This is a genomic window from Streptomyces sp. E-08, assembly GCF_049913095.1.
Taxonomy (GTDB): Bacteria; Actinomycetota; Actinomycetes; order Streptomycetales; family Streptomycetaceae; genus Streptomyces.
Genome location: NZ_CP183971.1, coordinates 1,434,795 through 1,459,574, shown reverse-complemented (window position 1 = coordinate 1,459,574; position 24,780 = coordinate 1,434,795). Strand labels below are relative to the sequence as shown.

23 protein-coding genes are annotated in these 24,780 nt (G+C 74.8%); 12 read left to right on the top strand and 11 right to left on the bottom strand.

Annotated features, from left to right (window positions below; all coding sequences use genetic code 11):
• Nucleotides 1-52: 52 nt before the first annotated feature.
• Nucleotides 53-808 (bottom strand): TVP38/TMEM64 family protein, encoded by a 756-nt coding sequence (locus ACN9MM_RS06625; protein WP_426362768.1) that lies wholly within the window; start codon nt 806-808, stop codon nt 53-55.
• A gap of 97 nt (nt 809-905) precedes the next feature.
• Here ACN9MM_RS06625 and ACN9MM_RS06620 point away from each other — a divergent pair, with 97 nt between their 5' ends.
• The 3 genes from ACN9MM_RS06620 to ACN9MM_RS06610 all read left to right on the top strand — a co-directional run bounded on the left by ACN9MM_RS06620 (nt 906) and on the right by ACN9MM_RS06610 (nt 3,583).
• Nucleotides 906-1,607: a DNA alkylation repair protein gene (locus ACN9MM_RS06620; RefSeq protein ID WP_426362767.1), complete on the top strand. Its 702-nt coding sequence runs from the start codon at nt 906-908 to the stop codon at nt 1,605-1,607.
• Nucleotides 1,608-1,655: 48 nt separating this feature from the next.
• Nucleotides 1,656-2,525 (top strand): patatin-like phospholipase family protein, encoded by an 870-nt coding sequence (locus ACN9MM_RS06615; protein ID WP_426362766.1) that lies wholly within the window; start codon nt 1,656-1,658, stop codon nt 2,523-2,525.
• 212 nt (nt 2,526-2,737) lie between these two features.
• Entirely contained in the window at nt 2,738-3,583 is an 846-nt protein-coding gene (locus ACN9MM_RS06610) for a spermidine synthase (protein ID WP_426362765.1), read from the top strand.
• Here ACN9MM_RS06610 and ACN9MM_RS06605 read toward each other — a convergent pair.
• Entirely contained in the window at nt 3,545-4,882 is a 1,338-nt protein-coding gene (locus ACN9MM_RS06605; RefSeq protein ID WP_426362764.1) for an MFS transporter, read from the bottom strand. The two genes, ACN9MM_RS06610 and ACN9MM_RS06605, sit on opposite strands and share 39 nt — an antisense overlap.
• A gap of 202 nt (nt 4,883-5,084) precedes the next feature.
• Entirely contained in the window at nt 5,085-6,245 is a 1,161-nt protein-coding gene (locus ACN9MM_RS06600; protein WP_426362763.1) for a hypothetical protein, read from the bottom strand.
• A gap of 106 nt (nt 6,246-6,351) precedes the next feature.
• Here ACN9MM_RS06600 and ACN9MM_RS06595 point away from each other — a divergent pair, with 106 nt between their 5' ends.
• Together ACN9MM_RS06595 and ACN9MM_RS06590 are read left to right on the top strand one after the other, a co-directional pair.
• On the top strand, nt 6,352-6,804 hold the full coding sequence (locus ACN9MM_RS06595) for a DUF4442 domain-containing protein (protein WP_426362762.1): 453 nt from the start codon (nt 6,352-6,354) through the stop codon (nt 6,802-6,804).
• 184 nt (nt 6,805-6,988) lie between these two features.
• Nucleotides 6,989-7,639 carry a DedA family protein gene (locus tag ACN9MM_RS06590; protein ID WP_426362761.1) on the top strand — a complete coding sequence of 217 codons (651 nt, stop codon included), beginning with the start codon at nt 6,989-6,991 and terminating at the stop codon, nt 7,637-7,639.
• Between the two features lie 93 nt (nt 7,640-7,732).
• Here the strand turns inward: ACN9MM_RS06590 and ACN9MM_RS06585 are convergent, their stop codons facing one another.
• Nucleotides 7,733-8,260 carry a gamma carbonic anhydrase family protein gene (locus ACN9MM_RS06585; protein ID WP_116162174.1) on the bottom strand — a complete coding sequence of 176 codons (528 nt, stop codon included), beginning with the start codon at nt 8,258-8,260 and terminating at the stop codon, nt 7,733-7,735.
• A gap of 131 nt (nt 8,261-8,391) precedes the next feature.
• Between ACN9MM_RS06585 and ACN9MM_RS06580 the strand changes: the two genes are divergently transcribed.
• On the top strand, nt 8,392-9,159 hold the full coding sequence (locus tag ACN9MM_RS06580) for an acyltransferase (protein ID WP_426362760.1): 768 nt from the start codon (nt 8,392-8,394) through the stop codon (nt 9,157-9,159).
• An 8-nt stretch (nt 9,160-9,167) separates the two neighbouring features.
• Here the strand turns inward: ACN9MM_RS06580 and ACN9MM_RS06575 are convergent, their stop codons facing one another.
• On the bottom strand, nt 9,168-10,031 hold the full coding sequence (locus ACN9MM_RS06575; protein ID WP_426362759.1) for an EamA family transporter: 864 nt from the start codon (nt 10,029-10,031) through the stop codon (nt 9,168-9,170).
• Nucleotides 10,032-10,135: 104 nt separating this feature from the next.
• On the opposite strand from ACN9MM_RS06575, the gene ACN9MM_RS06570 reads away from it, so the two are divergent.
• Nucleotides 10,136-10,708 carry a helix-turn-helix domain-containing protein gene (locus ACN9MM_RS06570; RefSeq protein ID WP_426362758.1) on the top strand — a complete coding sequence of 191 codons (573 nt, stop codon included), beginning with the start codon at nt 10,136-10,138 and terminating at the stop codon, nt 10,706-10,708.
• Nucleotides 10,709-10,840: 132 nt separating this feature from the next.
• Nucleotides 10,841-11,407: a YbaK/EbsC family protein gene (locus tag ACN9MM_RS06565; protein ID WP_426362757.1), complete on the top strand. Its 567-nt coding sequence runs from the start codon at nt 10,841-10,843 to the stop codon at nt 11,405-11,407.
• Nucleotides 11,408-11,441: 34 nt separating this feature from the next.
• Here ACN9MM_RS06565 and ACN9MM_RS06560 read toward each other — a convergent pair whose 3' ends face one another.
• The 3 genes from ACN9MM_RS06560 to ACN9MM_RS06550 all read right to left on the bottom strand — a co-directional run bounded on the left by ACN9MM_RS06560 (nt 11,442) and on the right by ACN9MM_RS06550 (nt 15,128).
• A complete protein-coding gene (locus ACN9MM_RS06560) occupies nt 11,442-11,882 on the bottom strand; it encodes a CoA-binding protein (protein WP_426362756.1) in 441 nt (146 codons plus the stop codon).
• Nucleotides 11,883-11,994: 112 nt separating this feature from the next.
• The gene (locus ACN9MM_RS06555; RefSeq protein WP_426362755.1) at nt 11,995-13,572 is read right to left on the bottom strand and encodes a carboxylesterase/lipase family protein; all 1,578 of its coding nucleotides are present in this window, start codon (nt 13,570-13,572) and stop codon (nt 11,995-11,997) included.
• Nucleotides 13,573-13,640: 68 nt separating this feature from the next.
• Complete coding sequence (locus ACN9MM_RS06550; RefSeq protein WP_426362754.1) at nt 13,641-15,128, bottom strand: long-chain-fatty-acid--CoA ligase; 1,488 nt, start codon at nt 15,126-15,128, stop codon at nt 13,641-13,643.
• Between the two features lie 201 nt (nt 15,129-15,329).
• Here ACN9MM_RS06550 and ACN9MM_RS06545 point away from each other — a divergent pair, with 201 nt between their 5' ends.
• The 4 genes from ACN9MM_RS06545 to ACN9MM_RS06530 all read left to right on the top strand — a co-directional run bounded on the left by ACN9MM_RS06545 (nt 15,330) and on the right by ACN9MM_RS06530 (nt 21,906).
• Nucleotides 15,330-16,718: a PucR family transcriptional regulator gene (locus ACN9MM_RS06545; RefSeq protein WP_426362753.1), complete on the top strand. Its 1,389-nt coding sequence runs from the start codon at nt 15,330-15,332 to the stop codon at nt 16,716-16,718.
• A gap of 56 nt (nt 16,719-16,774) precedes the next feature.
• On the top strand, nt 16,775-17,401 hold the full coding sequence (locus tag ACN9MM_RS06540) for a YigZ family protein (protein WP_426362752.1): 627 nt from the start codon (nt 16,775-16,777) through the stop codon (nt 17,399-17,401).
• Nucleotides 17,402-17,692: 291 nt separating this feature from the next.
• Nucleotides 17,693-18,862, top strand: coding sequence for an exonuclease SbcCD subunit D (locus ACN9MM_RS06535; RefSeq protein WP_426362751.1), 1,170 nt, complete (start codon nt 17,693-17,695; stop codon nt 18,860-18,862).
• A complete protein-coding gene (locus tag ACN9MM_RS06530; RefSeq protein WP_426362750.1) occupies nt 18,859-21,906 on the top strand; it encodes an AAA family ATPase in 3,048 nt (1,015 codons plus the stop codon). Before ACN9MM_RS06535 ends, ACN9MM_RS06530 begins: the two co-directional genes overlap by 4 nt.
• 57 nt (nt 21,907-21,963) lie before the next feature.
• On the opposite strand, the gene ACN9MM_RS06525 is transcribed toward ACN9MM_RS06530, so the two are convergent.
• The 3 genes from ACN9MM_RS06525 to ACN9MM_RS06515 form a co-directional block, all read right to left on the bottom strand.
• Nucleotides 21,964-22,413, bottom strand: a complete 450-nt coding sequence (locus ACN9MM_RS06525; RefSeq protein WP_426362748.1) for an Lrp/AsnC family transcriptional regulator — start codon at nt 22,411-22,413, stop codon at nt 21,964-21,966.
• A gap of 69 nt (nt 22,414-22,482) precedes the next feature.
• Nucleotides 22,483-24,186, bottom strand: a complete 1,704-nt coding sequence (locus tag ACN9MM_RS06520) for a DUF885 domain-containing protein (RefSeq protein WP_426362747.1) — start codon at nt 24,184-24,186, stop codon at nt 22,483-22,485.
• A 49-nt stretch (nt 24,187-24,235) separates the two neighbouring features.
• Nucleotides 24,236-24,733, bottom strand: coding sequence for an Lrp/AsnC family transcriptional regulator (locus ACN9MM_RS06515; RefSeq protein WP_426362746.1), 498 nt, complete (start codon nt 24,731-24,733; stop codon nt 24,236-24,238).
• Nucleotides 24,734-24,780 lie beyond the last annotated feature (47 nt).

Here is a 24,780-nt window from a genome sequence, read left to right as displayed (position 1 = left end):
CGTGCGCAGAGTACATGCCGAAGATGACGTGCTCGTGGCGAGGAGCGTGGCGCTACGGGAGGGCCGGCTCCCGCACCGGCTCGGGCTCCGGGGCCGGCGCCTGGACCGCGGCCCGCAGGCCGTGCCGCTTGCGCCAGGCCACCACCGCCGCGCCGAGGCCCGACAGGACGATGAACCCCGCCGAGAAGAGGAACGCCGGCGAGCCCGGCTCACCTGCCCGCGCACCCGCCACCACGTACGCCGCCGTGTTCGGCAGGGAACCGAGCGCCGTCGCCAGGAGGAACGGCACGTACCTCATCCGGGAGACGGCCGCGCAGTAGTTGGCCGCCGCGAACGGCACCCCCGGGAACAGCCGGATCGCCAGCATCGAACGGAACCCGTGCCGGCTCAGCTGCCCGTCCGCCGCCGTCAGCCAGCGGCCCCGCACCAGCGGCCGCAGCGCGTCCTGCCCCAGGAACCGCCCGAGGGTGAACGCGATGCCCGCGCCGAGCACCGTCCCCGCGACCGCCCCCGTCAGGCCGGCCGCGGTGCCGAAGAGCGCTCCCGCCGCCAGATTGAGCACCGGACGCGGGACGAAGGCGGCCGCGCACACCCCGTACGCGAGACCGAAGAGCAGCACGGGACCGGCGCCGCTCGTCCGCGCCGGCCAGCCCGAGGCGAGCATCCGCTGGGGCTCGTACAGCACCACGAGGGTGGCCGCCGTGAGCAGCAGCACGGCGAGCAGCGAGAGCCGCGAGCGGGGTGCGAGCAGGGCCCGGGAGCAGCGGACGGCGAGGGAGCCCGGCGGCCGGGTGGCGGGAGCGAGCATTCGGGGAGCGTAACGGACGCGTCCGTAGGAGCGCCGTAATGTGCGTCATGTCCGTCCGGGCGCGCACCCGGAGACGCGCCGCGACCGAGAGGGCCCCATGACCGACACCGCGCCGCCCGCGAGCGCCCTCGCCGACACCGTCCTGGAGCGGCTCACCACGGTCTACCCGGCCGCCGGGAACCCCTTCCGGGCGCAGGAGATGGTCGCGTACATGAAGGGCGCGGCCCCCTTCCTCGGCATCCGCACGCCCGAGCGCCGCACCCTGTCCCGTACGGTCCTCGACGGCACCCCGCGCCCCGACGAGACCGACTGCGCGGCGATCGCCCTGCGCTGCTTCGCCCTTCCCGAGCGCGAGTACCACTACTTCGCCGTCGACTACCTCCGCCGGCACGTGAAGCGCTGCTCGTCCGGCTTCCTGCCGGTCGCCCGGCGCCTCGTCACCACCGTCTCCTGGTGGGACACGGTCGACCACCTCGCCGCCCACGTCGTCGGCGGCCTGGTGGCGGCCGACCCCGCGCTCGCCGGCGAGATGGACGCGTGGATCGACGACGAGGACCTGTGGGTCGCCCGCACCGCCCTCCTCCACCAGCTCCGCTTCAAGGAAGCCACCGACGCCGACCGGCTCTTCGCCTACTGCCTGCGGCGATCGGCCCACCCCGACTTCTTCATCCGCAAGGCCATCGGCTGGAGCCTGCGCGAGTACGGCAAGACCGCCCCCGCCGAGGTCCGGTCCTTCGTCGCCGCCCACGGCTCCCGGCTCGCCCCCCTCTCGGTCCGCGAGGCCCTCAAGAACCTCTGAGCCCACCCCGGGTGCCGGGAGGCCCAACTGCTGCGTCAGACTCGGTACATGACGCGTACGGGGAAGCGGGCGGGGGAGCGGACGGCGCTGGTGCTCGGGGCCGGTGGGCTCGTCGGGGCCGGGTGGGAGACCGGGGTGCTGCGCGGGCTCCTCGACGCGGGGGTCGACCTGACCACCGCCGATCTGGTCGTCGGCAGCTCCGCGGGCGCGGTCGTCGGTGCGCGGGTCGCCTCCGGGCGGGCCGGGGTCGACGCCCTGTACGAGGAGCAGCTCGACGGGGAGGCCGCCGAGCCCGCCGCACGGCTCGGCCTCCCGACGATCCTCCGGTACGCCGTCGCCGTCCTGCGGTCCCGTACCCCCGAGGAGTACGGGCGCAGGCTCGGCCGGATCGCCCTGGCCGCGCCCACCGTCTCCGAGGACGACCGCCGCGCGACCGTCGCCCGCCGGCTCCGCGGCGCCGGCGACTGGCCCGCCACGCCTCTGCTGATCACCGCGGTCGACGCCGCGACCGGTGAACTCACCGCCTACGACGAGGACGGCGGGGTCCCGCTGACCGACGCCGTCACCGCGAGCTGCGCCATCCCCGGCGTCTGGCCGCCGGCGACCATCGGCGGACGCCGCTGGCTCGACGGCGGCATCCACTCCACGGCCAACGCGCACCTCGCCGCCGGCTACGACCGGATCGTCGTCGTCGCGCCCAGCGCGCAGGGGAGCAAGGTCGTGCTCTCGCCGGCCCGGCAGGGCGCGGACCTCGTCGCGGGCGGCGCGCGGGTCGAGGTGATCACTCCCGACGCCGCCTCCCGCAAGGCGATGGGCCGCAACGCCCTCGACCCCGCCCACCGCGCGGCGGCCGCCCGCGCGGGTCGTGCGCAGGCCGCGTCGCACGCCGCGGCCGTCGCCGCGGTGTGGACGTCCTGACGGGCCGTCCGAGTAGGGGGGGCCGGTAGGGGCGGGCCCGCGGCGGCGGGCCCTGCGGGGGCGCGAGCGGCGGCCTGGGGGACCGGCATGGCCCGCGGGGTCCCCCCCGCAGGGTGGCTTTCCCCGGGGTGGTCCGCGGCGTTCGCCCGCAGGGGCGGCCCGCTCGGGTGGCCCGCCGCGGTCGCTCCTCGGCGTGGCGGCACAATGAACGCGTGAACGAGCACATTCCCGTCATCCGCGAGGTCGATCAGGGCACCGCGCGCCTCATGCCCGACGTGGACCGGGAGCGGGCCTGGCTGCTCACGGTCGACGGCGCGCCCCAGTCGTACGTCGACCTGGACGATCCCTCGTACCTGGAGTTCGAGTACGCGCGGCGCCTCGCCCACGTCGTCGACGGCGCCGCCGAGCCCGGGACGCCCCTCGACGTCCTGCACCTGGGCGGCGGCGCGCTCTCGCTGCCCCGGTACGTCGCCGTCACCCGGCCCGGCTCCCGTCAGGACGTCGTCGAGGCGGACCGGGGGCTGCTGGCGCTGGTCGAGGAGCACCTGCCGCTGCCCGAGGGGTCGGGGACCACCGTGCACGGCGCGGACGCACGCGCCTGGCTGGAGGCCGCGCCGGACGCCTCGGCCGATCTGATCGTGGGCGACGTGTTCGGAGGTTCGCGGGTCCCCGCGCACCTCACCTCCGTCGAGTACGCGCGCGAGGTACGGCGCGTGCTGCGGCCCGGCGGGCTCTACACCGCCAACCTCGCCGACGGGGCGCCGTTCCCCTTCCTCCGCTCCCAGCTCGCCACCTTCGCCGCCGTCTTCCCGGAGCTGGCGCTCGTCGCGGAGCCCGCGGTGCTGCGCGGCCGGCGCTTCGGGAACGCGGTCCTCGTCGCCTCCGGCCGGGAGATCGACATCGCCCACCTCGCGCGCCGCGCGGCGGCCGACGCCTTCCCCGCGCGCGTGGAGCACGGGGAGACGCTCGACCGGTTCACGGGCGGCGCGGAACCCGTCCTCGACACCGGGGCCGTACCGTCACCCGTTCCCCCTGAGGGCGCCTTCGGCATCGGCTGACGGGGCCGGGGCCTCCCCGGTCCCGGCCGGGGAGCCCGCGACCCCCTTCGTGTGCGGGCGCCGCGTCAGGTTCCGCACGTCCGGCACGAACAGGACCAGCGCGGTGACGAGCACCATGAGCGCCGCCGCGCCCCACAGCGCCTCGCTGCGGCCGAAGGCGCTCTCCGCCGGGCCCGCGAGGGCCGTGGACAGCGGCAGCAGGGCCGTCGAGCCGAACCAGTCGTACGCGGAGACCCGGGACAGCTTCTCCTCCGGGATCTCCTGGTGCATGGTCGTCATCCACGAGACGCCGAAGACCTCGATCGCGACCCCGCTCACGAACATCGCCGCCGTCAGGCCCGCCGCGTCCATCGGCACGGCGAGCGCCGCCGAGGGCAGCGCGATCGGGAAGACGCAGAGGGTTCCGACGAAGAGCATCCGGCGCGGCTTCCACCGGGTCATCAGGACCGCGCCCGCGACCGTTCCCGCCCCGTACGCGGCGAGCGCGATGCCCCAGGGGCGGGAGCCGCCCAGCTCGTCCCGGGCGACCAGCGGCCCGTACACCGACTCGACGGCGCCGATCAGCCCGACCACCACCGAGAACTGGGCGACGATCGACCACAGCCAGGGCCGGCCGACGAACTCCTGCCAGCCCTCCCGCAGATCCGCGAAGAGCCCGCCACCGGGGGCGCGGTCCGGGATGCCGCTCACGTCGAGGAACGCCCGCAGGCCGCCCGCGACGGCGAAGGCGACCGCGTCGATCGCGAGGACCCAGCCCGGTCCGACGAACGCGACGAGCGCGCCGCCCAGCGCGGCACCGCCGATGGCGGCGCCGTGCATCGCCATCCGGAAGACGGCGAACGCACGGCTCGCCTGCTCCCCGCTGACGGTGGCCATGAGCATGCCCTCGGCCGCCGGGTTGAAGAAGGCCTGGCCGGTGCCGCAGAGCGCGGTGAGCACCATCATCTGCCAGATGCGGGCCTCGCCGGAGAGCACGAGGACGGCGAACGCGGCCTGCGAGACGCAGTTGAGGGCGTTGGCCGCGACCATGACCCGGTGCCGGGGGACCCGGTCGGCCACCGCGCCGCCGATGAGCAGGAAGAGGACCAGCGGCAGGAACCGCGCCATGGCCACGAGACCCACGTCGCCCGCGTCGCCCCCGGAGTCGAAGACCGCCCAGGTCGTGGCGATCAGCGCGCCGTGCGTGCCGAGGTTGGTCACGATCGTGGCGGCCGTGAGCAGGAGGTAGTTGCGGCCCGCCCACTCGGGGCGGCGGGAGCGGGGCGGGGCCTGACGGGGGGAGGCGGCGGGTGTGGTCACCCCGGGACTATCCCTGGCTCCTCCCCGTACTGCCAACCCGATATCCGGACGGTCCGTCAGGGCGGCCGTCACGGACCCGGAACACCGGGACCCCAGGGATCACGGGACCACCGTGACCACCGGATCACCGGATCACCGGATCACCGGATCACCGGACCACCGGCCACCGGGACCGGCGTGGCCGGGCCCGGTGGCCGGAGGGTCAGGCGGAGGGGGCGAGCCGGACCGTGGAGAGGATCTGCCGGATCGTCGCGTCGGGCAGCTCGTCCTTGACGCCGTCGGCCCCGTAGAGCACCCAGGTCGAGAAGTCGCCCGCGGTGTTCTTGAAGGTGAAGGCGTAGGACTTGCCGTCCGTCTCGCACTTGTTGCGCTTCTTCACGCCCGGCGCCGTGGCGGTCGCCAGGCTGCCGGTGAGACCGGACTTCGTCGTGTACGGCACGGGCTTGGTGATCTTGATGGTGCTCTGCGGCATGTGCTGCGCGTAGCCGCCCCACACCCACGTCCCGGCCTCGCCGCGCGCCGCGGACGCGGTGTCCTTGGCGCCCTGGCCGCCCTTGGTGCCGGCCGAGGCCAGGCCCCAGGTCTCGTCGGTGCCGTTCTTGTCGACGTCGTACGTGCACCACTTGCTCTTCAGGCGCGTCGGCCCGGACATCGTGACGAGCGGGCTGCCGTCGTTCTTCTTCTCGTCCTCGAAGAAGGTGATCGCGCCCGGCTTCATCACCTCCCACTCCGGCGGTACGTCGAAGAGGGTGCCGTACTTCGGGTTGTAGACGACCTTCCAGCCAGGGACCGTCGGCTGCTGCGCCGCGCCGTCGCGCGGGTTGGAGATCCCGGACGACTGGCTCGGGGCGGGTGCCGGGTCGGACGAGGGGTCCGCGGAGGCGGTGGCCGTGACCGACGGCTTGGGGTCGTCGGCGGTGTCCTTCTTGTCGTCGTCGTTGCCGAGCACCAGGAATCCGGTGACTCCGGCCGCGACGACCACGGCGGTGGCGGCGACGATCGCCACGAGCGTCGTCTGCTTCTTCTTCCCGCCGTCGGGTCCGCCGGGTTGGCCGGGGCCGGGCACGGCGTACTGCTGCGGAACGGTCGGCTGCTGGTACGGGTTCGGGTAACCCGGCTGCTGGGCGTACCCCTGCTGCGGATACCCCGGCTGTGCGGGCGGCTGCTGCTGCGGGTAGCCCGGCTGTGCGGGCGGCTGCTGCTGCGGGTAGCCGGGCTGCGTCGGCGGCTGCTGCGGGTAACCCTCCTGGGCAGGCGGCTGCTGATACGGGTTCGGCTGCTGGTACCCCGACTGCTGGTAGGGGTTCTGACTCTGGTCCTGCGGGTTCTGCTCGCCCCCGGGCGGCTGCTGTCCTGGCCACATGGCCAGTAACCATAGAGGTGCGGGGGCCGCGCGACCACGCCCGCCCCCGGGCCGGGGCCGGGCAGGGGATGGCCAAGGCTGCTACTCGTGGGTAACATCACGGTCCATGAGCGCAGACCAGATGTCCGTCGGCGAGATGCTCGCCGCCACGGTCCCCATGGCCGGAACCCTCAAGCTGGAGTTCCTGGAGACCACCGCCGAGCGCGCCGTCGTGCGCCTCCCGGACCAGCCCGCCTACCACAACCACCTCGGCGGCCCGCACGCCGGAGCGATGTTCACGCTGGCCGAGTCCGCCAGCGGCGCCATCGTGCTCGCCGCCTTCGGCGACCAGCTGGGCCGCGCGGTGCCGCTCGCCGTCAAGGCCGAGATCGGCTACAAGAAGCTGGCCATGGGCGTCGTCACGGCCACGGCCACCCTCGGCCGCCCCGCCGCGGAGATCGTCGCCGAACTCGACGCCGGGGAGCGCCCCGAGTTCCCGGTGCGGATCGACATCACCCGCGAGGACGGCGCCGTGACCGGCGAGATGACCGTCGTCTGGACCCTGCGCCCGAACTCCTGACCCAGGACGCCGCGCACCGCCCCCGCCCCCGGACCCGCTCCGGGTGCGGGGGCGGCCGTGCTCCCGGGGGTGCCCCCTCGCATTCGTGGTCCGTCCGCCCCGACCGGGTAGGCTCCCCGGCATGCCCGCCGACCTGCGTGCCGGGCCATCGAGCAGCTGAGCAGCCGACACGGGAGGAACCGCGTTGCACGTCCAGGAGTGGCTGGAGACGATCCCCGCGGTCGCCGTCTACGTCCTCGTCGGAGTGGTGATCGGGCTGGAGAGCCTGGGCATCCCGCTCCCCGGCGAGATCGTGCTCGTGAGCTCGGCGCTGCTCGCCTCGCAGCACGGCGACATCAATCCGTACGTGCTCGGCGCCTGCGCCACCGCCGGCGCGATCATCGGCGACTCGGTCGGATACGCGATCGGGCGCAAGGGCGGACGGCCGCTCCTCGCCTGGCTGGGCCGGAAGTTCCCGAAGCACTTCAGCGAGGCGAACATCGGGCTCGCCGAGAGCTCCTTCCAGAAGTGGGGCATGTGGGCCGTCTTCTTCGGCCGGTTCATCGCCCTCCTCCGCATCTTCGCGGGACCGCTCGCCGGTGTGCTGAAGATGCCGTACTGGAAGTTCCTCGTCGCCAACGTCCTCGGCGGCATCCTGTGGGCCGGCGGCACCACGGCCGTCATCTACACGGTCGGCGTCGTCGCCGAGGCCTGGCTCAAGCGCTTCTCCTGGCTGGGCCTCGTCCTCGCCGTACTGATCGGCATCGCCTCGATGCTGGTCGTCAGGAACCGCGCCAGGAAGGCGGCGGCGCAGCGGGCCGAGGCGCCGGAGCCGGAACCGGTCCCGGCGGACTGAGCGCGGACCGCAGGTCGGCGGACTGAGCGCGGACCACAGGCGTACGCGAGAGGGCGGCACCCGGGAGACGGGTGCCGCCCTCTCGCGTACGGCTCAGTCCTCGAAGGCCTCGGCGTGACCCTTGGCGAGCAGCAGGTACATCTCGGCGTTCAGCTGGATGCCCGCCTTCTCCTCGTCGGTCAGCGGGCGGCGCACCTTCGCGGGCACACCGGCGACCAGCGAGCCCGGCGGGATCTCCATCCCCTGGGGGACGAGCGCCTGGGCGGCGACGAGCGAGCCGGCACCGATCCGGGCCCCGTTGAGGACCGTCGCGCCCATGCCGACGAGCACGTCGTCCTCGATGACGCAGCCGTGCACGGTCGCGTTGTGGCCGACGGTCACCCGGTCGCCGATCGAGACGGGGAAGCCGGGGTCGACGTGGACCGTGCAGTTGTCCTGGATGTTGGAGTCCTCGCCGATCGCGATCGGACCGCAGTCCGCCCGCAGCACCGCGTGGTACCAGATGCTGGCGCGGGCGCCGAGCGTGACCTCGCCGAGCACCACGGAGGTCGGGGCGGTGAAGGCGGTCGGATCGATCTGCGGCTCCTTGCCGCCCACTCCCTTGATCAACGCCTCTGTCATGGTTCGCTCCTGATCGTCAGCCGTCGTGTCACGCCCGGGGGTGCCCCCGGGCGCAGCCTATGCCGTGCTCATGACGGACATCACAGCGCACCGCACTGATCAGGCACGACGGCGCCGACTACGGTGGCCGGGTGCCCAGGAACAGAAACACGTTCTCCTCTCTCGCCGCCTGGCGGCGCCGGGTCCTCGCCCGTGCCGTGCAGGGCGGCTGGCGCTGGGTGCAGCAGGCCGGCTCCGTCACCGCCGAGCACCCCGGGAAGCTGCGGTTCCGCCGCCTCGGGGCGGGCACCCGGCTCGCCTTCCCGCAGGGCACGGTCTTCGGCGAGCCGTGGATCGAGATCGGCGAGTGCTGCATCATCGCCGAGCAGGTCACGCTGACGGCGGGCATGCTGCCGGACCTCGACCTGGGGACGGACACGGTCCTCACCCTCGGGGACGGGGTCGTCCTCGGGCGGGGCAGTCACGTCATCGCCGACGCGAAGGTGACGATCGGCTCGGACACGTACTGCGGCCCGTACGTCTACATCACCTCGACCAACCACAGCTACGACGACCCGGACGAGCCCGTCGGCCGTCAGTGGCCCCGCTCGGAACCCGTCTCCATCGGGCCCGGCTGCTGGCTCGGCACGGGTGCGGTCGTCCTGCCCGGCGCGCGCCTCGGCCGCAACGTCGTGGTCGCGGCGGGCGCGGTGGTACGCGGCGAGGTCCCGGACCACTCGGTCGTGGCGGGCGCGCCCGCCAAGGTCGTCCGCAGTTGGACCCGGGAGGCCGGCTGGCAGCCGCCCCTCCGCACCCCCGCCCCGATCCCGATCCCGGAACACGTCACCCCGGAGCAGCTGGCCGCGCTCGCGGCCTGGGAGGCGCAGCGCGCGGGCGAGTCGGAGTCCGTCCCGTCCTGACCCGACCGCTAGCCGGTCGCCAGCAGGACCGTGCCCACCAGGGCGAGGCCCGCGCCCGCCGCCTGGACGGCGCGGAGCCGCTCCTTCAGGACGCCGCGGGCCGCGAGAGCCGTGACGACCGGGTAGAGGCTGGCGAGGACGGCGGCGACGGTGACCGGGCCGTGCTGTGCGGCCATCGCGTACGTGCCGTTGGCGGCGACGTCCGCCAGGCCCACGAAGGCGAGGGCCGGGAGGGCGGCGCGGACGACCGCGGGGCCGCCCTCGGGGAGCGCGCGGCCCCCGCGCCGCACCGAGGCGTACAGGGCGCCGCCGCCGACCAGGACGTTGGTGACGCGCTGGACGAACAGGGCGAGGAACAGGCCCGTGACGGTCGTGGACGCCTCGGCGATGAGCGCCATCACCGAGCCGAAGCCGAAGGCCGCGACCAGGGTCAGCAGGACCGCCTGGCGCTGGACGGGCGCCCCGCGCAGCTCCGGTCCGCCCGCGAGCACCACGCCGAGGACCGCCACGCCGATGCCGGCGAACTGGAGCAGTCCCGGCCGGTCGCCGACGAGGAGGCCGACGGAGACGGGGACGACGACCCCGAGCGAGCCGAGGGGCGAGACGACCCCCATCGGGCCGAGCGCGAGCGCCTTGTAGAAGGCGAGCATGGCCGCGGGGCCGACGACGCCCGCCCCGACCGCGTACCAGAGCTGGGGCCCCGCCTCGGTCCACGCGCCGGTCGCGAGGACGACCGTGCCGAGGACGAGCACCGCGAGGGTCTGGGAGACCACGACCACGGTGAGCGCGGGGATCCGCCGGGTGAGGAGACCGCCCCCGAAGTCGGCGAGCCCCCAGAGGAGGCTGGTGGCCAGGGCGAACAGGGCGGTCATGAATCCTCGCAGGGGCGTGCGGCAGTACAGTGCAGTGAACCATCGGGTGCACCCCACCGTAGTTCAGTGCATTGAACTCTGTCATCCAGAATATTGGACGGAATGTGTCGGACCTCGACCAGCTCACGCAGTCGCTCGCCCGGAACCTGAAGCGCTGGCGCAAGGAGCGGGGATTCACCCTGGAGGCGCTCGCCGTACGCGCCGGTGTCAGCCGCGGCATGATCATCCAGATCGAGCAGGCCAGGACCAACCCCAGCGTCGGCACGACCGTGAAGCTGGCCGACGCCCTGGGCGTCTCCATCACGACCCTCCTCGACTACGAGCAGGGCCCCCAGGTCCGGCTCGTCCCGCCCGGCCAGGCCGTCCGCATGTGGTCCACCTCCACCGGCAGCCACACCACCCTCCTCGTCGGCACCGAGGCCCGCGGCCCGCTGGAACTCTGGTCCTGGACCCTCATGCCGGGCGACGGCAGCGCCTCCGACCCCCACCCGGAGGGCACGGTCGAGCTGCTGCACGTCACCGCCGGGACGCTCACCCTGGTCGTGGACGGCGAGGACCATCCCCTGCCCGCCGGCACCTCCGCCGTCTTCGAGGCCAACGTCGCGCACTCCTACCGCAACGACGGCGACGAACCGGCCGAGATGACGATGGCCGTCTCCATCCCGCCCGTCCGCTGACGCCCGCCCGCCGAGACCCGTACGCCGGCACCGTTCCGTCGACGCCCGATCGTCGGCGCCAGCCCGTCCGCCGGCGCCCGCCCGCTGAGACGGACCGCCGTTCCCCCGGCGGTGGTTGTTAGCGTGAGGCGCATGCGCGCACCCATCGGAGACTTCGACGACGCCCGGCCCGCCCCCGACTGCCTCGACCTGCTGACCGGCCCCGTCGCGGCCGCCGTCCGCGCCTGGACGGGCCCCGTCCCGGCCGACCGCCTGCTCTACGTGGACACCGATCCGGCCATCGCCGACACGGCCGTGTTCGTGGAGCACTACGGGCCCGCGCTCCTCGACGATTCCGCCAACTGCGTGGTCGTCGCGGGCAGGCGCGGGGAGGCGACGACCCTCGCCGCGTGCGTCGTGAAGTCGGCGACCCGCGTCGACGTCAACGGCGTCGTCCGCAAGCACCTCGGCGCCCGCAAGGCCTCGTTCGCCCCGATGGACACCGCGACCGGCGAGACCGGCATGGAGTACGGCGGGATCACCCCGATCGGCCTCCCGGCCGACTGGCCCCTGCTCGTCGACGCCTCCGTCGTCGACACCGAGTGGGTCCTCGTCGGCAGCGGTCGCCGCCGGGGCAAGCTCATCGTCCCCGGCAAGGCATTCGCCCAACTCCCCGGCGCCGTCGTCCTGGAGGGTCTCGGCGTCCCCGTCGGCCGATAGCCGGGCCCGACCCCTCGGCCGGCCCTCCGGCCGCTCAGCCCAGGCGCGGTATCTCGATGGCGGGGCAGCGGTCCATGACCATGTCGAGGCCCGCCTCGCGGGTGCGGGCGAACGCGTCCTCGTCGATGACGTTCAGCTGGAACCAGACCGCCTTCGCTCCGATCGCGACGGCCTCGTCGGCGACGGCGCCCGCCAGGCCGCTGTTCACGAAGACGTCCACGACGTCGACCGGGAACGGGATGTCGGCCAGCGACGCGTAGCCCTGCTCGCCGTGCACCGTCTCCGCCTTCGGGTGGACCGGGACGACCCGCTTCCCGAAGCGCTGGAGCACCGCCGCCACCCTGTACGCCGCGCGGGACTGGTTGGAGGAGAGACCGACCACCGCCCAGGTGTCGCCCGTGGACGTCAGGATCCGCCGCACCGCCTCCGACGCGGAGTACGTGCCGGGGTCCGTGGTCGTGGTGTCTGCACTCATCGCTTCTGCTGCCTCTCGTCGGCGCGGCCCGTCCTCCTGGAGAACGAGCCGCGCCGGGCCGTGATTCCCGTACGCCCGAACCCGCGGCCCTGAGATGTCCCCTACGGGCCGGTCACCCCTCCCACGCCCGGCGTTCGGCCTCCCGCGGCGCCTCGACCAGGGACGGCAGCCCCGGGCCGAAGGTCATCACCGGACGGGCCGGGTCCCACGGGCGCCAGCCCGGGTCGCCGGTCTTCGCGAACGCCACCCAGGCCGCGTGCATGGCCGTGGCCAGGGCCTGCGGAGCGTCCGGACCCGTCAGCGCGCGCGTCTCCGGCAGGTCGAGCGTGTCGAAGACGAAGCCGAGTTCGAGCGCGTGGCAGGCGCGGAGGCCGAGGACGGGGGAGGGCCAGCCGAACTCGTACAGGTACGTCGCGGCGGCCCCGCGGGTGTTCAGCCGCGCGTCCGCGAACATGTTCTGCGGGATCCGCAGCAGCTTGTCCGCCGCGAGCACGCCCAGGACCTCGCCCGGCTTCTCGTGAGACCGGCCCTCTCGGTACACCTTCGCCACGCGGGGTGATATCCGCCCTCTCCGGAGCAGGAGCCGCTGTGCCAGGGACCCCACCCGTTCGGTGTGCCCGCCCGGCACGAACCACAGCCGGTACTCGTCCGTGTTCGTGCCCATCAGCAGCTCCACGTCCGCCGAGGCGCCGTCCGCGAGCAGGTCCCCCGGATGGTCCGGCAGGACGTCGCCGTCCACGGCGATGTGGAAGGCGTGGCCGCTGAGCACCGGATTGCCCCTGCCCGTCACCGCGGTCTGCGCCGCGAGCAGCCGCTCCGGCTCCACGCGGGCGAACGCCTCCGCCGTCGCCGGCACCTTGAGCCGCGCGGCGATCGCCTCCGTGGTCCTCCGGGCGACGCCGATCGACCGGGCGCTCGGCGCCCCGCTCTGGATCACGGCCCGCCGGAAGAGCCCCTTCGCCAGCGGCGAGGCCAGCAGGGCGGCGATGGAGATCGCCCCGGCCGACTCGCCGAACACGGTCACCCGGTCCGGGTCCCCGCCGAAGGCCGCGATGTTCTCCCGTACCCAGGTCAGCGCGGCGATCTGGTCGCGCAGACCGAGATTGGCGGGCGCGTCGGGGAAGACCCCGAACCCCTCGACGCCGAGCCGGTAGTTGACCGAGACGAGGACCACGCCGTTCCGGGCGAAGGCGGTGCCGTCGTAGACGGGGACCGCCGAGGAGCCGTGGATCAGCGACCCGCCGTGGATCCAGACCATGACGGCACGCCCGCCGTCGCCGGGATCGTCCTCGCCGGGATCGCCGTCCCCGGGATCGTCCTCGCCGGGACCGCCGTCCCCGGGAACGCCGTCGCCGGGACCGTCCTCGCCGGGACCGGTGGCCGGCCAGGGAGTCCATACGTTGAGGTTGAGGCAGTCGTCGCCCGCGACCTCGGGGTCGGGGAGCAGCGCGTCGAGCGGCGGGCCGTAGGGGCGCTTGGGTGCCGTCGGCCCGAAGGCGGTGGCCTCCCGTATGCCCTCCCAGGGCTCCGCCGGTTCCGGAGCGCGGAACCGCAGCGGCCCGACGGGGGCCTGCGCGTAGGGGATGCCGAGGAAGGCCGCCACGCCGTCCTCGAGCCTTCCGCGCAGAACGCCGTTCCGCGTGCGGATCCCGGGACCGTCCTGGACGTGCTCCGCGACGTGCTCCGACATCGATTCACCTTTCCTCAGGTCGACGGTGACGCACCGTCCAGATCATGCGGTCGGGGCAGGAGCTCCGGTCAACCCCGCGACGCCAGCGCGCGCTTGAGGACCTTGCCCGTCGGGCCGAGCGGCAACTCCTCGACGAAACGCACGATCCGGGGGTACTTGTGGCGGCCGAGCCGCTCCCGCGACCAGTCCACGAGCGCCTCCTCGGAGAGCGGGGCGGCGCCCTCCCGGCGTACCACCACGGCGCACACCTCCTCGCCCCTCCTCTCGTCGGGGACGCCGATCACCGCGACCTCCGCGACCGACGGGTGCCGCACGAGGACCTCCTCGACCTCGCGCGGGTAGATGTTGTAACCGCCCCGGATCACCAGGTCCTTCTTCCGGTCGACGATCCGCAGGAAGCCGTCCTCGTCCCGGACGCCCAGGTCTCCCGTGCGGAACCAGCCGTCCACGACCGCCGCGGCCGTCGCCGCCGGATCGTCCAGGTAGCCGGCGAAGACGTTGTGCCCGCGCACCACCACCTCCCCGACCGCGCCGTCCGCGAGCAGCCGGATCCCGTCCTCGGCGGCCGCGTCCGCGATGCCCACCTCGACGCCCCACACCGGGTGCCCGACCGTCCCCGGCCTGCGGCCGATGTGCGGCTGGTTGAAGGTGGCGACCGGCGAGGTCTCGGTCAGGCCGTACCCCTCGAGGACCTGGGTGCGGAAGGCCTCCTCGAAGCGCTCCAGGACGGCGACCGGCAGCGCCGCACCGCCCGACACGGCGGCGCGCAGCGCCGCCGGACGCAGCTCGGAGACCGCCGCCGCCTCCACCAGGGCGTGGTACATCGTCGGCACGCCCATGAACACTGTCACGTCCTCGTCGACGAGCACCCGGAGGGCCGCGGGACCGCTGAACCGGGGCATCAGGACGAGCGTCGCACCCTGGCGGAGCGTCCCGTTCATCGCGCAGGTCTGGCCGTAGCTGTGGAAGAGCGGCAGACAGCCGAGGACCACGTCGCCCGCGCCGAGGCCCAGCAGGTCCTGGGAGGTCACCGAGGCGTTCATGACGATGTTGAGATGGGTCAGGAGGGCGCCCTTGGGACGGCCCGTCGTCCCGCTCGTGTAGAGGATCACGGCCGTGTCCGAGGGCTCGGCGGGCTCGGGCGCGGCCGCCGGCGCGGCGGCCGACGGCGCCCCCTGGAAGGCGCGCACCCCGGCGGCGCGCGCGGCCTCCTCGGCCACCGCCCACAGCGGCCCGCCGCTCACGACGCCGACCGCGCCGCTGTGCTCCAGGACGTACCGCACCTCGTCGGCGACGAGCAGCGCGTGCACCGGCACGACCGTCGCGCCTGCCGCGAGCGCGCCGTAGTACACGCGTAGGAACTCGATGGTGTTCGGCAGCAGCACCGCCAGCCGGTCGCCCGGCCGCACCCCGGCCTCCCGCAGTCCGGCGGCGCAGCGGAGCGCCTCCGTCCACAGCTCCTGGTAGGTGAGCCGGGTCGCGCCCTCGACGACCGCGATCCGGTCGGGGAAGTGGCGGGCGGACTCGCCCAGCACGCCGGCGACGCTCAGTGACATGACACGCTCCAGGGACACGCGGAGGCGACAGCGGAGGTTGCGGCGCTGTCGGCGATCGGCTGACACCGCACACCATCCTGCGCCGGGCCGTCCGGACGCCATGTGCAGCTGCCCATCATGTGCGCGGCCGAGCTGGGCAGCGGCCCCGCCGTCGCGCCCGCCCCGTGGCAATCGCCAAATCCCGGCGTTACCGTGCGAGCCATGACGCACAGCTCGGCCCCGGCAGGCGAGCCCGGCGGGGCGCGCTCCGGCGGCGCCCACACGCCCCTGAGCGGCGCCGGCGGTTCGGGGGCGCTCCGCCGTTCCCTCGCCACGGCGATGCTCGCGGACGTCGACCGGCTCACGGACCGCGCCGTCGACGACATCCGTGCCCACTCCGGTACGTACGCCTCCGGAGCTCCCGTCACCCTGGAGGACCTCTGGGAGATCTGCCGGGACAACCTGCTGCGCGCCCTGGAGGACTTCGGCGGCCTCGCCCCGACCGGCGGCGACTTCGAGCGGGCGGCCCGCGAGACCGGCCGCCGCCGCGCCGAGCAGGGCGTCCCCCTCGACACCGTGCTCCAGGCCTACCGGCGCGGCGGCCGGGTGCTGTGGCAGGTCATGGCCGAACACCTCCGGATCCGGGCCGGGCGGGGGTCCGACAGCCGCGACCTCGAACTCGACATGGCGAGCGGGGTCTGGGAGACCATCGACCGCTACTCGGTCGCGATGGCCGACGCGTACCGGATCGCCCAGCTGGAGCTGCAGAGCCGCCAGGACACCCGGCGCGTCGCCCTCTTCGAGGCCCTGCTCGACGGCCGCGCCGACGATCCCGCCGTCGCCTCCGCCGCGGCGGCCGCGCTCGGCGTCCCCGCCGTCGACCGGTACGTCGTCGTGGTCGCCGCCCAGGACCCGGCCGCCCCGCCGCACCCCGCGCCCGCCCTGGAGGCCCAGGGCATGTGGTCCTTCTGGCGGCCCCGCTCCGGGCGCTACGCCGGCGTCGTCCGGCTGCCCCGCCGGGTCACCCCCGCGGGACGGCCGGCGACCGTGACCGGCGGCGGCGCCGACCCGGCCGTACGGACCCTCCTCGCCTCCCTCCGGGAGCGGACCGGCGCCACCGCGGGGGTCTCCCCGGAGTTCGAACGCCTCTCGCAGGCCGGGCGCGCCCTGCGGCTCGCCGAGCAGACCCTCCGGACGCTCCCCGCCGGCAGCGGCGAGGCCGCCGTCTTCGACGACCGGCTCGCCGAGGTGCTGCTCAGCGGGCGCACCGACATCGCCGAGCGGATCGTGACCGTCCACCTGGGGCCGGTGCTCGCCACCGGCGGCGAGCGGGCCGCCCTGCTCACCACCCTCCGGGTCTGGCTCGACCACGGCTGCTCGGCCTCCCGGGCCGCCGAGCAGCTCTACTGCCACCGCAACACCGTCCTCAACCGCGTCGGTCGCGTCGCCGAGCTCACCGGCCGCTCCGCCGAGTCCGGCGAGGCCCGCCTCGGCTGGGCCCTGGCGCTCCGCGCCCTCCCGTACGCCGGACCCGGGACCGGGGCGGCCGGGCCGGAACCGGCCGCGGGACCCGCGCCCGCCGCCGGAGAGCGCGAGGCGGACGGCGCGTGAAGCGCCGGGGACGGCCGCCGGGGAAGGCCGGGCCGGACGGAACGTAGGCTGGTCGGATGCAGGAGCAGTACCGCACGCCGGCCCACGAGGGTGTGCACGAGACCGAGATCAACCGCTCGCGCTTCCTCTGCGCGCTCGCGCCCGTCGCCGACGAGCGGGAGGCGCAGGAGTTCGTCGCGCGGATCCGCAGGGAGCACCCGACCGCCAGCCACAACTGCTTCGCGTACGTCCTCGGCGCCGACGCCTCCGTGCAGAAGGCGAGCGACGACGGCGAACCCGGCGGCACGGCCGGCGTCCCGATGCTCCAGATGCTGCTGCGTCGCGAGATGCGGTACGTCGTCGCCGTCGTCACCCGCTACTACGGTGGTGTGAAGCTCGGCGCGGGCGGTCTGATCCGCGCGTACGGAGGGGTGGTCGGCGAGGCGCTCGACGCGATCGGCACCCTCACCCGGCAGCGCTTCCGGCTCGCGACCGTCACCGTCGACCACCAGCGCGCGGGCAAGCTGGAGAACGACCTGCGGGCCACGGGGCGCGCGGTCCGTGACGTGCGGTACGCCGACGCCGTCACCATCGAGATCGGCCTCCCGGACGCGGACGTCCCCGCCTTCCGCGGCTGGCTCGCCGACGCCACGGCGGGCACGGCCTCGTTCGAACTCGGCGGCGAGGCGTACGGCGACGTGTGACCTGCCGGGCGGTCGTCCGGGCCGGTGCGCGGGTGGTCGCACCCGCGGCGAGGTGTGACCGGCGGGGCGGTTCGTCCGGGCCGGTGCGCGCGCGGCCGCACCCGCGGCGAGGCGTACGGCGACGCGTGATGCGTCACACCTGACGTGCCGAGGGCCGCGCCCGCGGCGGGGATCCGTTCCCCGCGTGCGCGGACCCGCCCCGGCCACCCTCCCGCTCGGGATAGCGTGGTGGGCGCACAGCGACGGGAACCGGCGGCGAGGAGCGGGACACATGCGGGGTGGGACGGCATCGTGAGGCTCCTGCACACCTCGGACTGGCATCTCGGCCGGTCGTTCCACCGCGTCGGCCTCCTCGACGCCCAGGCCGCCTTCCTGGACCACCTCGTGGCGACGGTCCACGCGCACGACGTGGACGCCGTCCTCGTCGCCGGCGACGTCTACGACCGGGCCGTGCCCCCGCTGCCCGCCGTCGAGCTCTTCGACACCGCGCTCCACCGCCTCGCCGAGGCCGGGGTGCCCACCGTCATGATCTCCGGCAACCACGACTCCGCCCGCCGGCTCGGCGTCGGCGCCGGACTCATCGAGCGGGCCGGCATCCACCTCCGCACCGACCCCGACGGCATCGGTACCCCCGTCGTGCTCTCCGACGCCCACGGCGAGGTCGCCCTCTACGGGCTGCCCTACCTCGAACCCGCGCTCGTCCGCGAGCGTCTCGGCGCCGGGAAGGCCGGACACGAGGCCGTCCTCGCCGCGGCCATGGACCGGGTCCGCGCCGACCTCGCCCGCCGGCCCGCCGGGACCCGCTCCGTCGTCCTCGCCCACGCCTTCGTCGCGGGCGGCGCCCCCAGCGACAGCGAGCGGGACATCACGGTCGGCGGCGTCGCCGCCGTCCCCGCCGGGGTCTTCGACGGCGTCGACTACGTCGCCCTCGGCCACCTCCACGGCAGCCAGACCCTCACCCCCCGCGTCCGCTACTCCGGCTCCCCCCTCGCCTACTCCTTCTCCGAGGCCGACCACCGCAAGACCATGTGGCTGATCGACCTCGGCGAGGACGGGGCGATCACCGGCGACGTCCGCCTCGACTGCCCCGTCCCGCGCCCCCTCGCCCGCATCCGGGGCCGCCTCGACGACCTCCTCGCCGACCCCGCGCTCGCCCCGCACGAGCAGTCCTGGGTCGAGGCCACCCTCACCGACCCCGCGAGGCCCGCCGAGCCCATGGCCCGGCTCACCGAACGCTTCCCGCACACCCTCAACCTGGTCTTCGACCCCGAGCGGACCGGGGACGACTCCGGAGCCTCCTACGCCCAGCGGCTCAGGGACCGCAGCGACCAGCAGATCGCGGAGGACTTCGTGGCCCACGTGCGCGGCGGCGCCCCCCTCGACGGCGCCGAACGGGCGGTCCTGTACGGCGCGTTCGACGACGTCCGCGTCGACACGGCCGAGCGCGAGGTGGGCCGGTGAGGCTGCACCGCATGGAGATCACCGCGTTCGGGCCCTTCGGCACCACGCAGAAGGTCGACTTCGACGCCCTGTCGGCCGCCGGACTCTTCCTCCTCCACGGACCGACCGGCGCCGGCAAGACCTCCGTCCTCGACGCCGTCTGCTTCGCCCTGTACGGGAGCGTGCCCGGCGTCCGCCAGAACCCCGGCACGTCCCTGCGCAGCGACCACGCCCCCGTCGGCACCTACACCGAGGTCCTCCTCGAACTCACCGTGGGCGACCGGCGCCTGGAGATCACCCGCCGCCCCGCCCAGCAGCGGCCCAAGAAGCGCGGTGCACCCGGCTTCACCACCGAGAAGGCCCAGACCTGGCTCCGCCAGTACGACCCCGTCGCCGGCGAGTGGGCCGGACTCAGCCGCTCCCACCAGGAGATCGGGGAGGAGATCACCCAGCTCGTGGGCATGAGCCGCGAGCAGTTCTGCCAGGTCGTCCTGCTCCCGCAGGGCGACTTCGCCCGCTTCCTGCGCGCCGACGCCGAGGCCCGGGGCAAGCTCCTCGGGCGGCTCTTCGACACCCGCCGCTTCGCCGCCGTCGAGGACCGCCTCGCCGAGCTGCGCCGCACCGCACAGCAGGAGGTCGAGGACGGGGACGCGCGGCTGCTCACCCTTGCCCACCGCATGACCCAGGCCGCCGGCGGCCTCGCCGCCGCCCGTACTCCCGTGGAGGGCCGGCCCGGCGATCCCGGGCTCGCCGAGTCCGTCCTCACCTGGGCCGCCGTCGCCCGCACCGAGGCCCGCGAGGCCTTCGACATCGCGAGGGTGCGCCTCGACGCGGCCGAGGGCGGCCAGGCCGTCGCGCGCGCCGCGCTCGACGCCGAGAACGACCTCGCCGCCCGGCAGGCCCGGCACGCCGACGCCCTCCGGCGCCGCGAGCGGCTCACCGAGCAGACCCCCGAGCGCGACCGCCTCCAGGACGCCCTCGACCGGAGCCTCAAGGCCGACCGGGTCGCCCCCGCGCTCGGACTGCGCCGGGACGCCGAGCGCGAGCACTCCGCCGCGCACACGGCCCGGGAGCGGGCCCGCGCCCAGCTGCCCCCCGAGCTCGCCGACGCGGGCGCCGAGCACCTCTCCACCCTCGAACACCGCCTGCGCGAGGAGCTCGGCGGACTCGAGGCGGCCCGCCGCGCCGAGCACCGCGCCGCCGTCGTCGCCGAGGAGTACGCCGTACTCGCCCGCGAGGCGCGCGCCGACGAGGACGCCCTCCGCGACGCGGCCGACTGGCTCGCCGGCTGGGAGCCGCGCCGCACGGCCCTCACCGAGCGCGTCGAGGCGGCCCGTGACGCCGCCGCCCGCGCCGAGCACCTCGCGGGCCGCCTGGAGCCCGCCCGCCGCCGGCTCGCCGCCGCCCGGCGCCGCGACTCCCTCGCCGAGGACGCCCGCCTCGCGGAGACCCGCCTCGCGGAGGCCCGCGAGCGCCGCAACGGCGCCCACGAGAGCTGGCTCGACGTCAAGTCCCGCCGCCTGGAGGGCATCGCCGCCGAACTCGCCGTCACGCTCACCCCGGGCGACCCCTGCCAGGTCTGCGGCTCCACCGCCCACCCGGCCCCCGCCCGCACCACCGCCGACCACGTCGACCGCGCCACCGAGGACGCCGCCTACGAGGCCTACACCCGCGCCGAGGAGACCCGTACCGCCGCCGAACGCGAACTGGCCGTCACCCGCGAGTCCTGGGCCGCGGCGCGCGCGGAGGTGCTGACGGGGCCGGAATCCGCCGAGTCCAGCACCGAACCCACCGTCCGTGAACTCGCCTCCGAGGCCGAGGAGCTGGCCCGGCTGCACGCCGAGGCGCACGCGCTCGCCGGGCAGACGCACAGCGCGCGCGAGGCGCTCGCGCGGGCCGAGCGGGAGCACGAGGAACGGGCCGGCGCGCAGCGGGCGGCCGAGCGGCGGGTCGCCGCGCGGACCTCGCGACGGGAGGCCCTGGAGCGGGAGCGGGCCGCGCTCGACGAGGAACTCGCCAGGGGACGCGGCGCGTTCGCCACCGTGGCCGAACACGCCACCCTCCTGGAGCGGCGGATCGCCCTCCTGGTCGACGCCGCCGGAACCGTACGCACCGCGGAACTCGCCGCCCAGCGCCTCAAGGAGGCCGACGACCGGCTCGCCGACGCCGCCTACCGGGCGGGCTTCACCACCCCCGCCGAGGCCGCCGGCGCCCTCCTCGGCGAGGGCGAACGCCGGTCCCTCCAGCAGCGCGTGGACGCCTGGCAGGCCGAGGCCGCCGCCGTCGCCGACCGGCTCGCCGAGCCCGGCACGGCCGAGGCCGCCGCCCTGCCGCCCGCCGACCCCGCCGCGGCGCGCGCCGCGCACACGGCGGCGGAACGCACCCTCCGCGAGGCCGACGCGGCCCTCGCCGCCGCCCGCGAGCGGACCGCGGGCCTCGCCGGACTCTCCCGGCAGGCCGTCACCGAGGTCCGCCGCCTCGGGCCGCTGCGCGAGGAGTACGACAGGGTGGCCCGCCTCGCCGCCCTCACCGCCGGCACCTCCGCGGAGAACGAGCGCCGGATGCGCCTGGAGTCGTACGTCCTCGCCGCCCGGCTCGAACAGGTCGCGGCCGCCGCGAGCGCCCGCCTCCAGCGGATGTCCTCGGGCCGCTACACCCTCGTCCACTCCGACGCCCGCTCCGGCGGCAAGCGGTCCGGACTCGGCCTGCACGTCGTCGACGCCTGGACCGGCAACGAGCGCGACACGGCCACCCTCTCCGGCGGCGAGACCTTCTTCGCCTCGCTGGCGCTGGCCCTCGGCCTCGCCGACGTCGTCACCGACGAGGCCGGCGGAGTCAGGCTCGACACCCTCTTCATCGACGAGGGTTTCGGCAGCCTCGACGAGCAGACGCTCGACGAGGTCCTCGACGTCCTCGACTCCCTGCGCGAGCGGGACCGCAGCGTCGGCATCGTCAGCCACGTCGGCGACCTGCGCCGCCGCATCCCGGCCCAGCTGGAGGTCGTCAAGGCCCGGCAGGGCTCGGCGGTACGGCTGCGCACCGGAGGCGAGGCACTCAGCGGCTGAGGTGGGCGCGCGGAGGCGGGGCGCTGAGGGTTGAGGAGGCGCGCCGAGGCGGGGCGCTCAGCGGCTGAGGGAGCGCCGGGGCAGGGGCGAGGAGTAGACGACGCTGGTGGTCACGGCGCCGAGCGTGGCGACCTTCCCGGTGATCCCCTCCAGGTGCTTCATGGAGCGGGCGGCGACCTTGAGCACGAAGCAGTCGTCCCCGGTGACGTGGTGCGCCTCCAGGACCTCCGGCGTCGTGTCGAGCAGGTCGTGGAACGGCTTGTAGTTGCCGTGCGGGTAGCGCAGCCGTACGAAGGCGAGGATGGGCAGGCCGAGACGGTCCTGGTCGACGATCGCGGTGTACCCGCTGATCACCCCGGCGTCCTCCAGGCGCCGCACCCGCTCGGTCACCGCCGACGGCGACATGGACACCGCGCGGGCGAGCTCGGCGAAGCTGGCACGGCCCTCGGCCTGGAGGGCTTCGAGGATGCGCCAGTCGGTGGAGTCGGGAGTGTATTCGCTGCTCATGGGGAGAGCCTGGCGGGGAATCCCCGGCCGATCAAGTGATCGACCGGGGATTCTCGCCATCCGAACGGTTCAGAGGCGGGAGATCTCGTCCACCAGGTCGTCCAGACCGAGCGGGCCCTGCGAGAGGGCCGCCATGTGCCAGGCCTTCGCGTCGAACGCCTCGCCGTGCGCGGCCCGCGCGTTGGCGCGGCCGAGCAGCCACGCGCGCTCGCCCAGCTTGTAGCCGATCGCCTGGCCCGGCATCGACAGGTAGCGGGTCATCTCGCTCTCCACGAACGACGGCGGACGGCTGCTGTGCAGCTGGAAGAACTCCTGGGCCAGCTCCGGCGTCCACCGCTCGCCCGGGTGGAAGGGGGACTCCGCGGGGATCTCCAGGCCGAGGTGCATGCCGATGTCCACGATCACCCGGCACGCGCGCATCATCTGGCCGTCGAGGTAGCCGAGGCGCCGCTCCGCGTCGGGCAGGAAGCCGAGTTCGTCCATCAGGCGCTCCGCGTAGAGCGCCCAGCCCTCCGAGTTCGCGCTGACCTTGCCGATGGTCGCCTGGTAGCGGGAGAGCCGGTCGGCGACGTGCACCCACTGCGCGAGCTGGAGGTGATGGCCGGGCACGCCCTCGTGGTACCAGGTCGACACCAGGTCGTACACCGGGAAGCGGGTCGTGCCGTCCACGGGCAGCCAGGTGCGGCCGGGGCGCGAGAAGTCCTCGGACGGACCGGTGTAGTACGGCGCGGCGGCGCCGCCCGGCGGGGCGATCCGGGACTCCACCCGCCGTACGCGGTCGGCGAGTTCGAAGTGGTGGCCGTCGAGCGCCTCGATGGCCTCGTCCATGAGCTCCTGGAGCCAGACCCGGACCTCCTCCACGCCCTCGATGTGCGTGCCGTGCTCGTCGAGGTGGGCGAGCGCCTCCCAGGGGCCCGCGCCCGGCAGGATCCGCTCGGCCTCGGACCGCATCTCGGCGAGGAGCCGGTGGTACTCGGTCCAGCCGTACGCGTAGGCCTGGTCGAGGTCCAGGTCGGTGCCGTTGAAGAAACGCGTCCAGCGCTGGTAGCGCTCGCGGCCCACCGTGTTCGGCGCGCCGGCGACGGCCGGGGCGTACACGTCCCGCATCCAGTCCCGCAGCGCCTCCACGGCCGCGGTGGCGCCCCGCGCGGCCGCCGCGAGCTCGGCCCTCAGCTCCTCCGGGAGCGTGCCGGGGCCGGTGGCGGCGAACTCCTCGAACCAGCCCGGCTTCCCGCTCTCGCCGCCCGCCCACTCGGTGAGCTGCTCGACGAAGGTGGCGGTGGGGCGCGGCCCGGCGAAGAGCTTGCGTTCCAGGCCCAGCGCGAGCGCGGCGCGGTAGCCCTCGAACGCCCCCGGGACCGCGCGCAGCCGGGCGGCGACCGCCGTCCAGTCCTCCTCCGTCTCCGTCGGCATCACCGTGAAGACGATGCGGACGGAGTGCGCGGGCGAGCGCATGTTGCTGACCGTGCAGAGGTTCTCCTCGGCCTCGTGCATGGCGAGCTCCGCCGTCAGCCGCTCCCGCAGCAGCCGCGCGCAGCGCCGCTCGGCGTCGCTGTCCGCACCCGGCTCACGCTCCGCCGCGTCGAGCCGGGCGAGCGTGCGGCGGGCGAGGCCGGCCACCTCGCGCTGCCCGGCGGGCGAGAAGTCCGGCAGCCGTCCGGCGCTCTCCTTGACTCCCAGGTACGTACCGGTGATCGGGTCGAGGGCGATGAGTGCGTCGACGTGGTCGTCGGCGACCTGGCGGGGCAGCGGGCTGCTGGAAGTGTCTGGCATGGGGGTCATCCTGGCGCCTCCGGCGGGCCCGCGTCACCCTCGTCGGGGCTCAGTCGGCTGACAAGGAAGGGCTGGGGGAAGGCGGTAGAAGCGGTCCGCACTCCCACTGCTGGAAGATCAGCCGCGTCTCCACGCGGGCCACCTCGCGGCGCGAGGTGAACTCGTCGAGGACGAGACGCTGCAGGTCGGCGGGGTCCGCCACGGCCACGTGCACCAGGTAGTCGTCGGGACCCGTCAGGTGGAAGAGCGCCCGGGACTCGGGCAGGGCCCGGATCCGGTCGACGAACGGACCGATCAGTTCACGCCGGTGGGGGCGGACCTGGACGAGAAGCAGCGCTTCGAGCCCCCGTCCGAGTTTGGCCGGATCCAGTCGTAGCTGGTGTCCGAGGATCACGCCCGTGCGGCGCAGCCGCGCCACCCGGTCGAGGCAGGTGGAGGGTGCGACGCCGACCTCGGCGGCGAGTTCGCGGTACGTGCTCCGGGCGTCGTTCTGCAGGAGGCGAAGAATGTGCAGATCGACCGTGTCCAGTACGACAGAATCGGCCATTCGGCGAACGTAGCACGGCGATTTCCCGCTACTTCCCGGTATCCGTT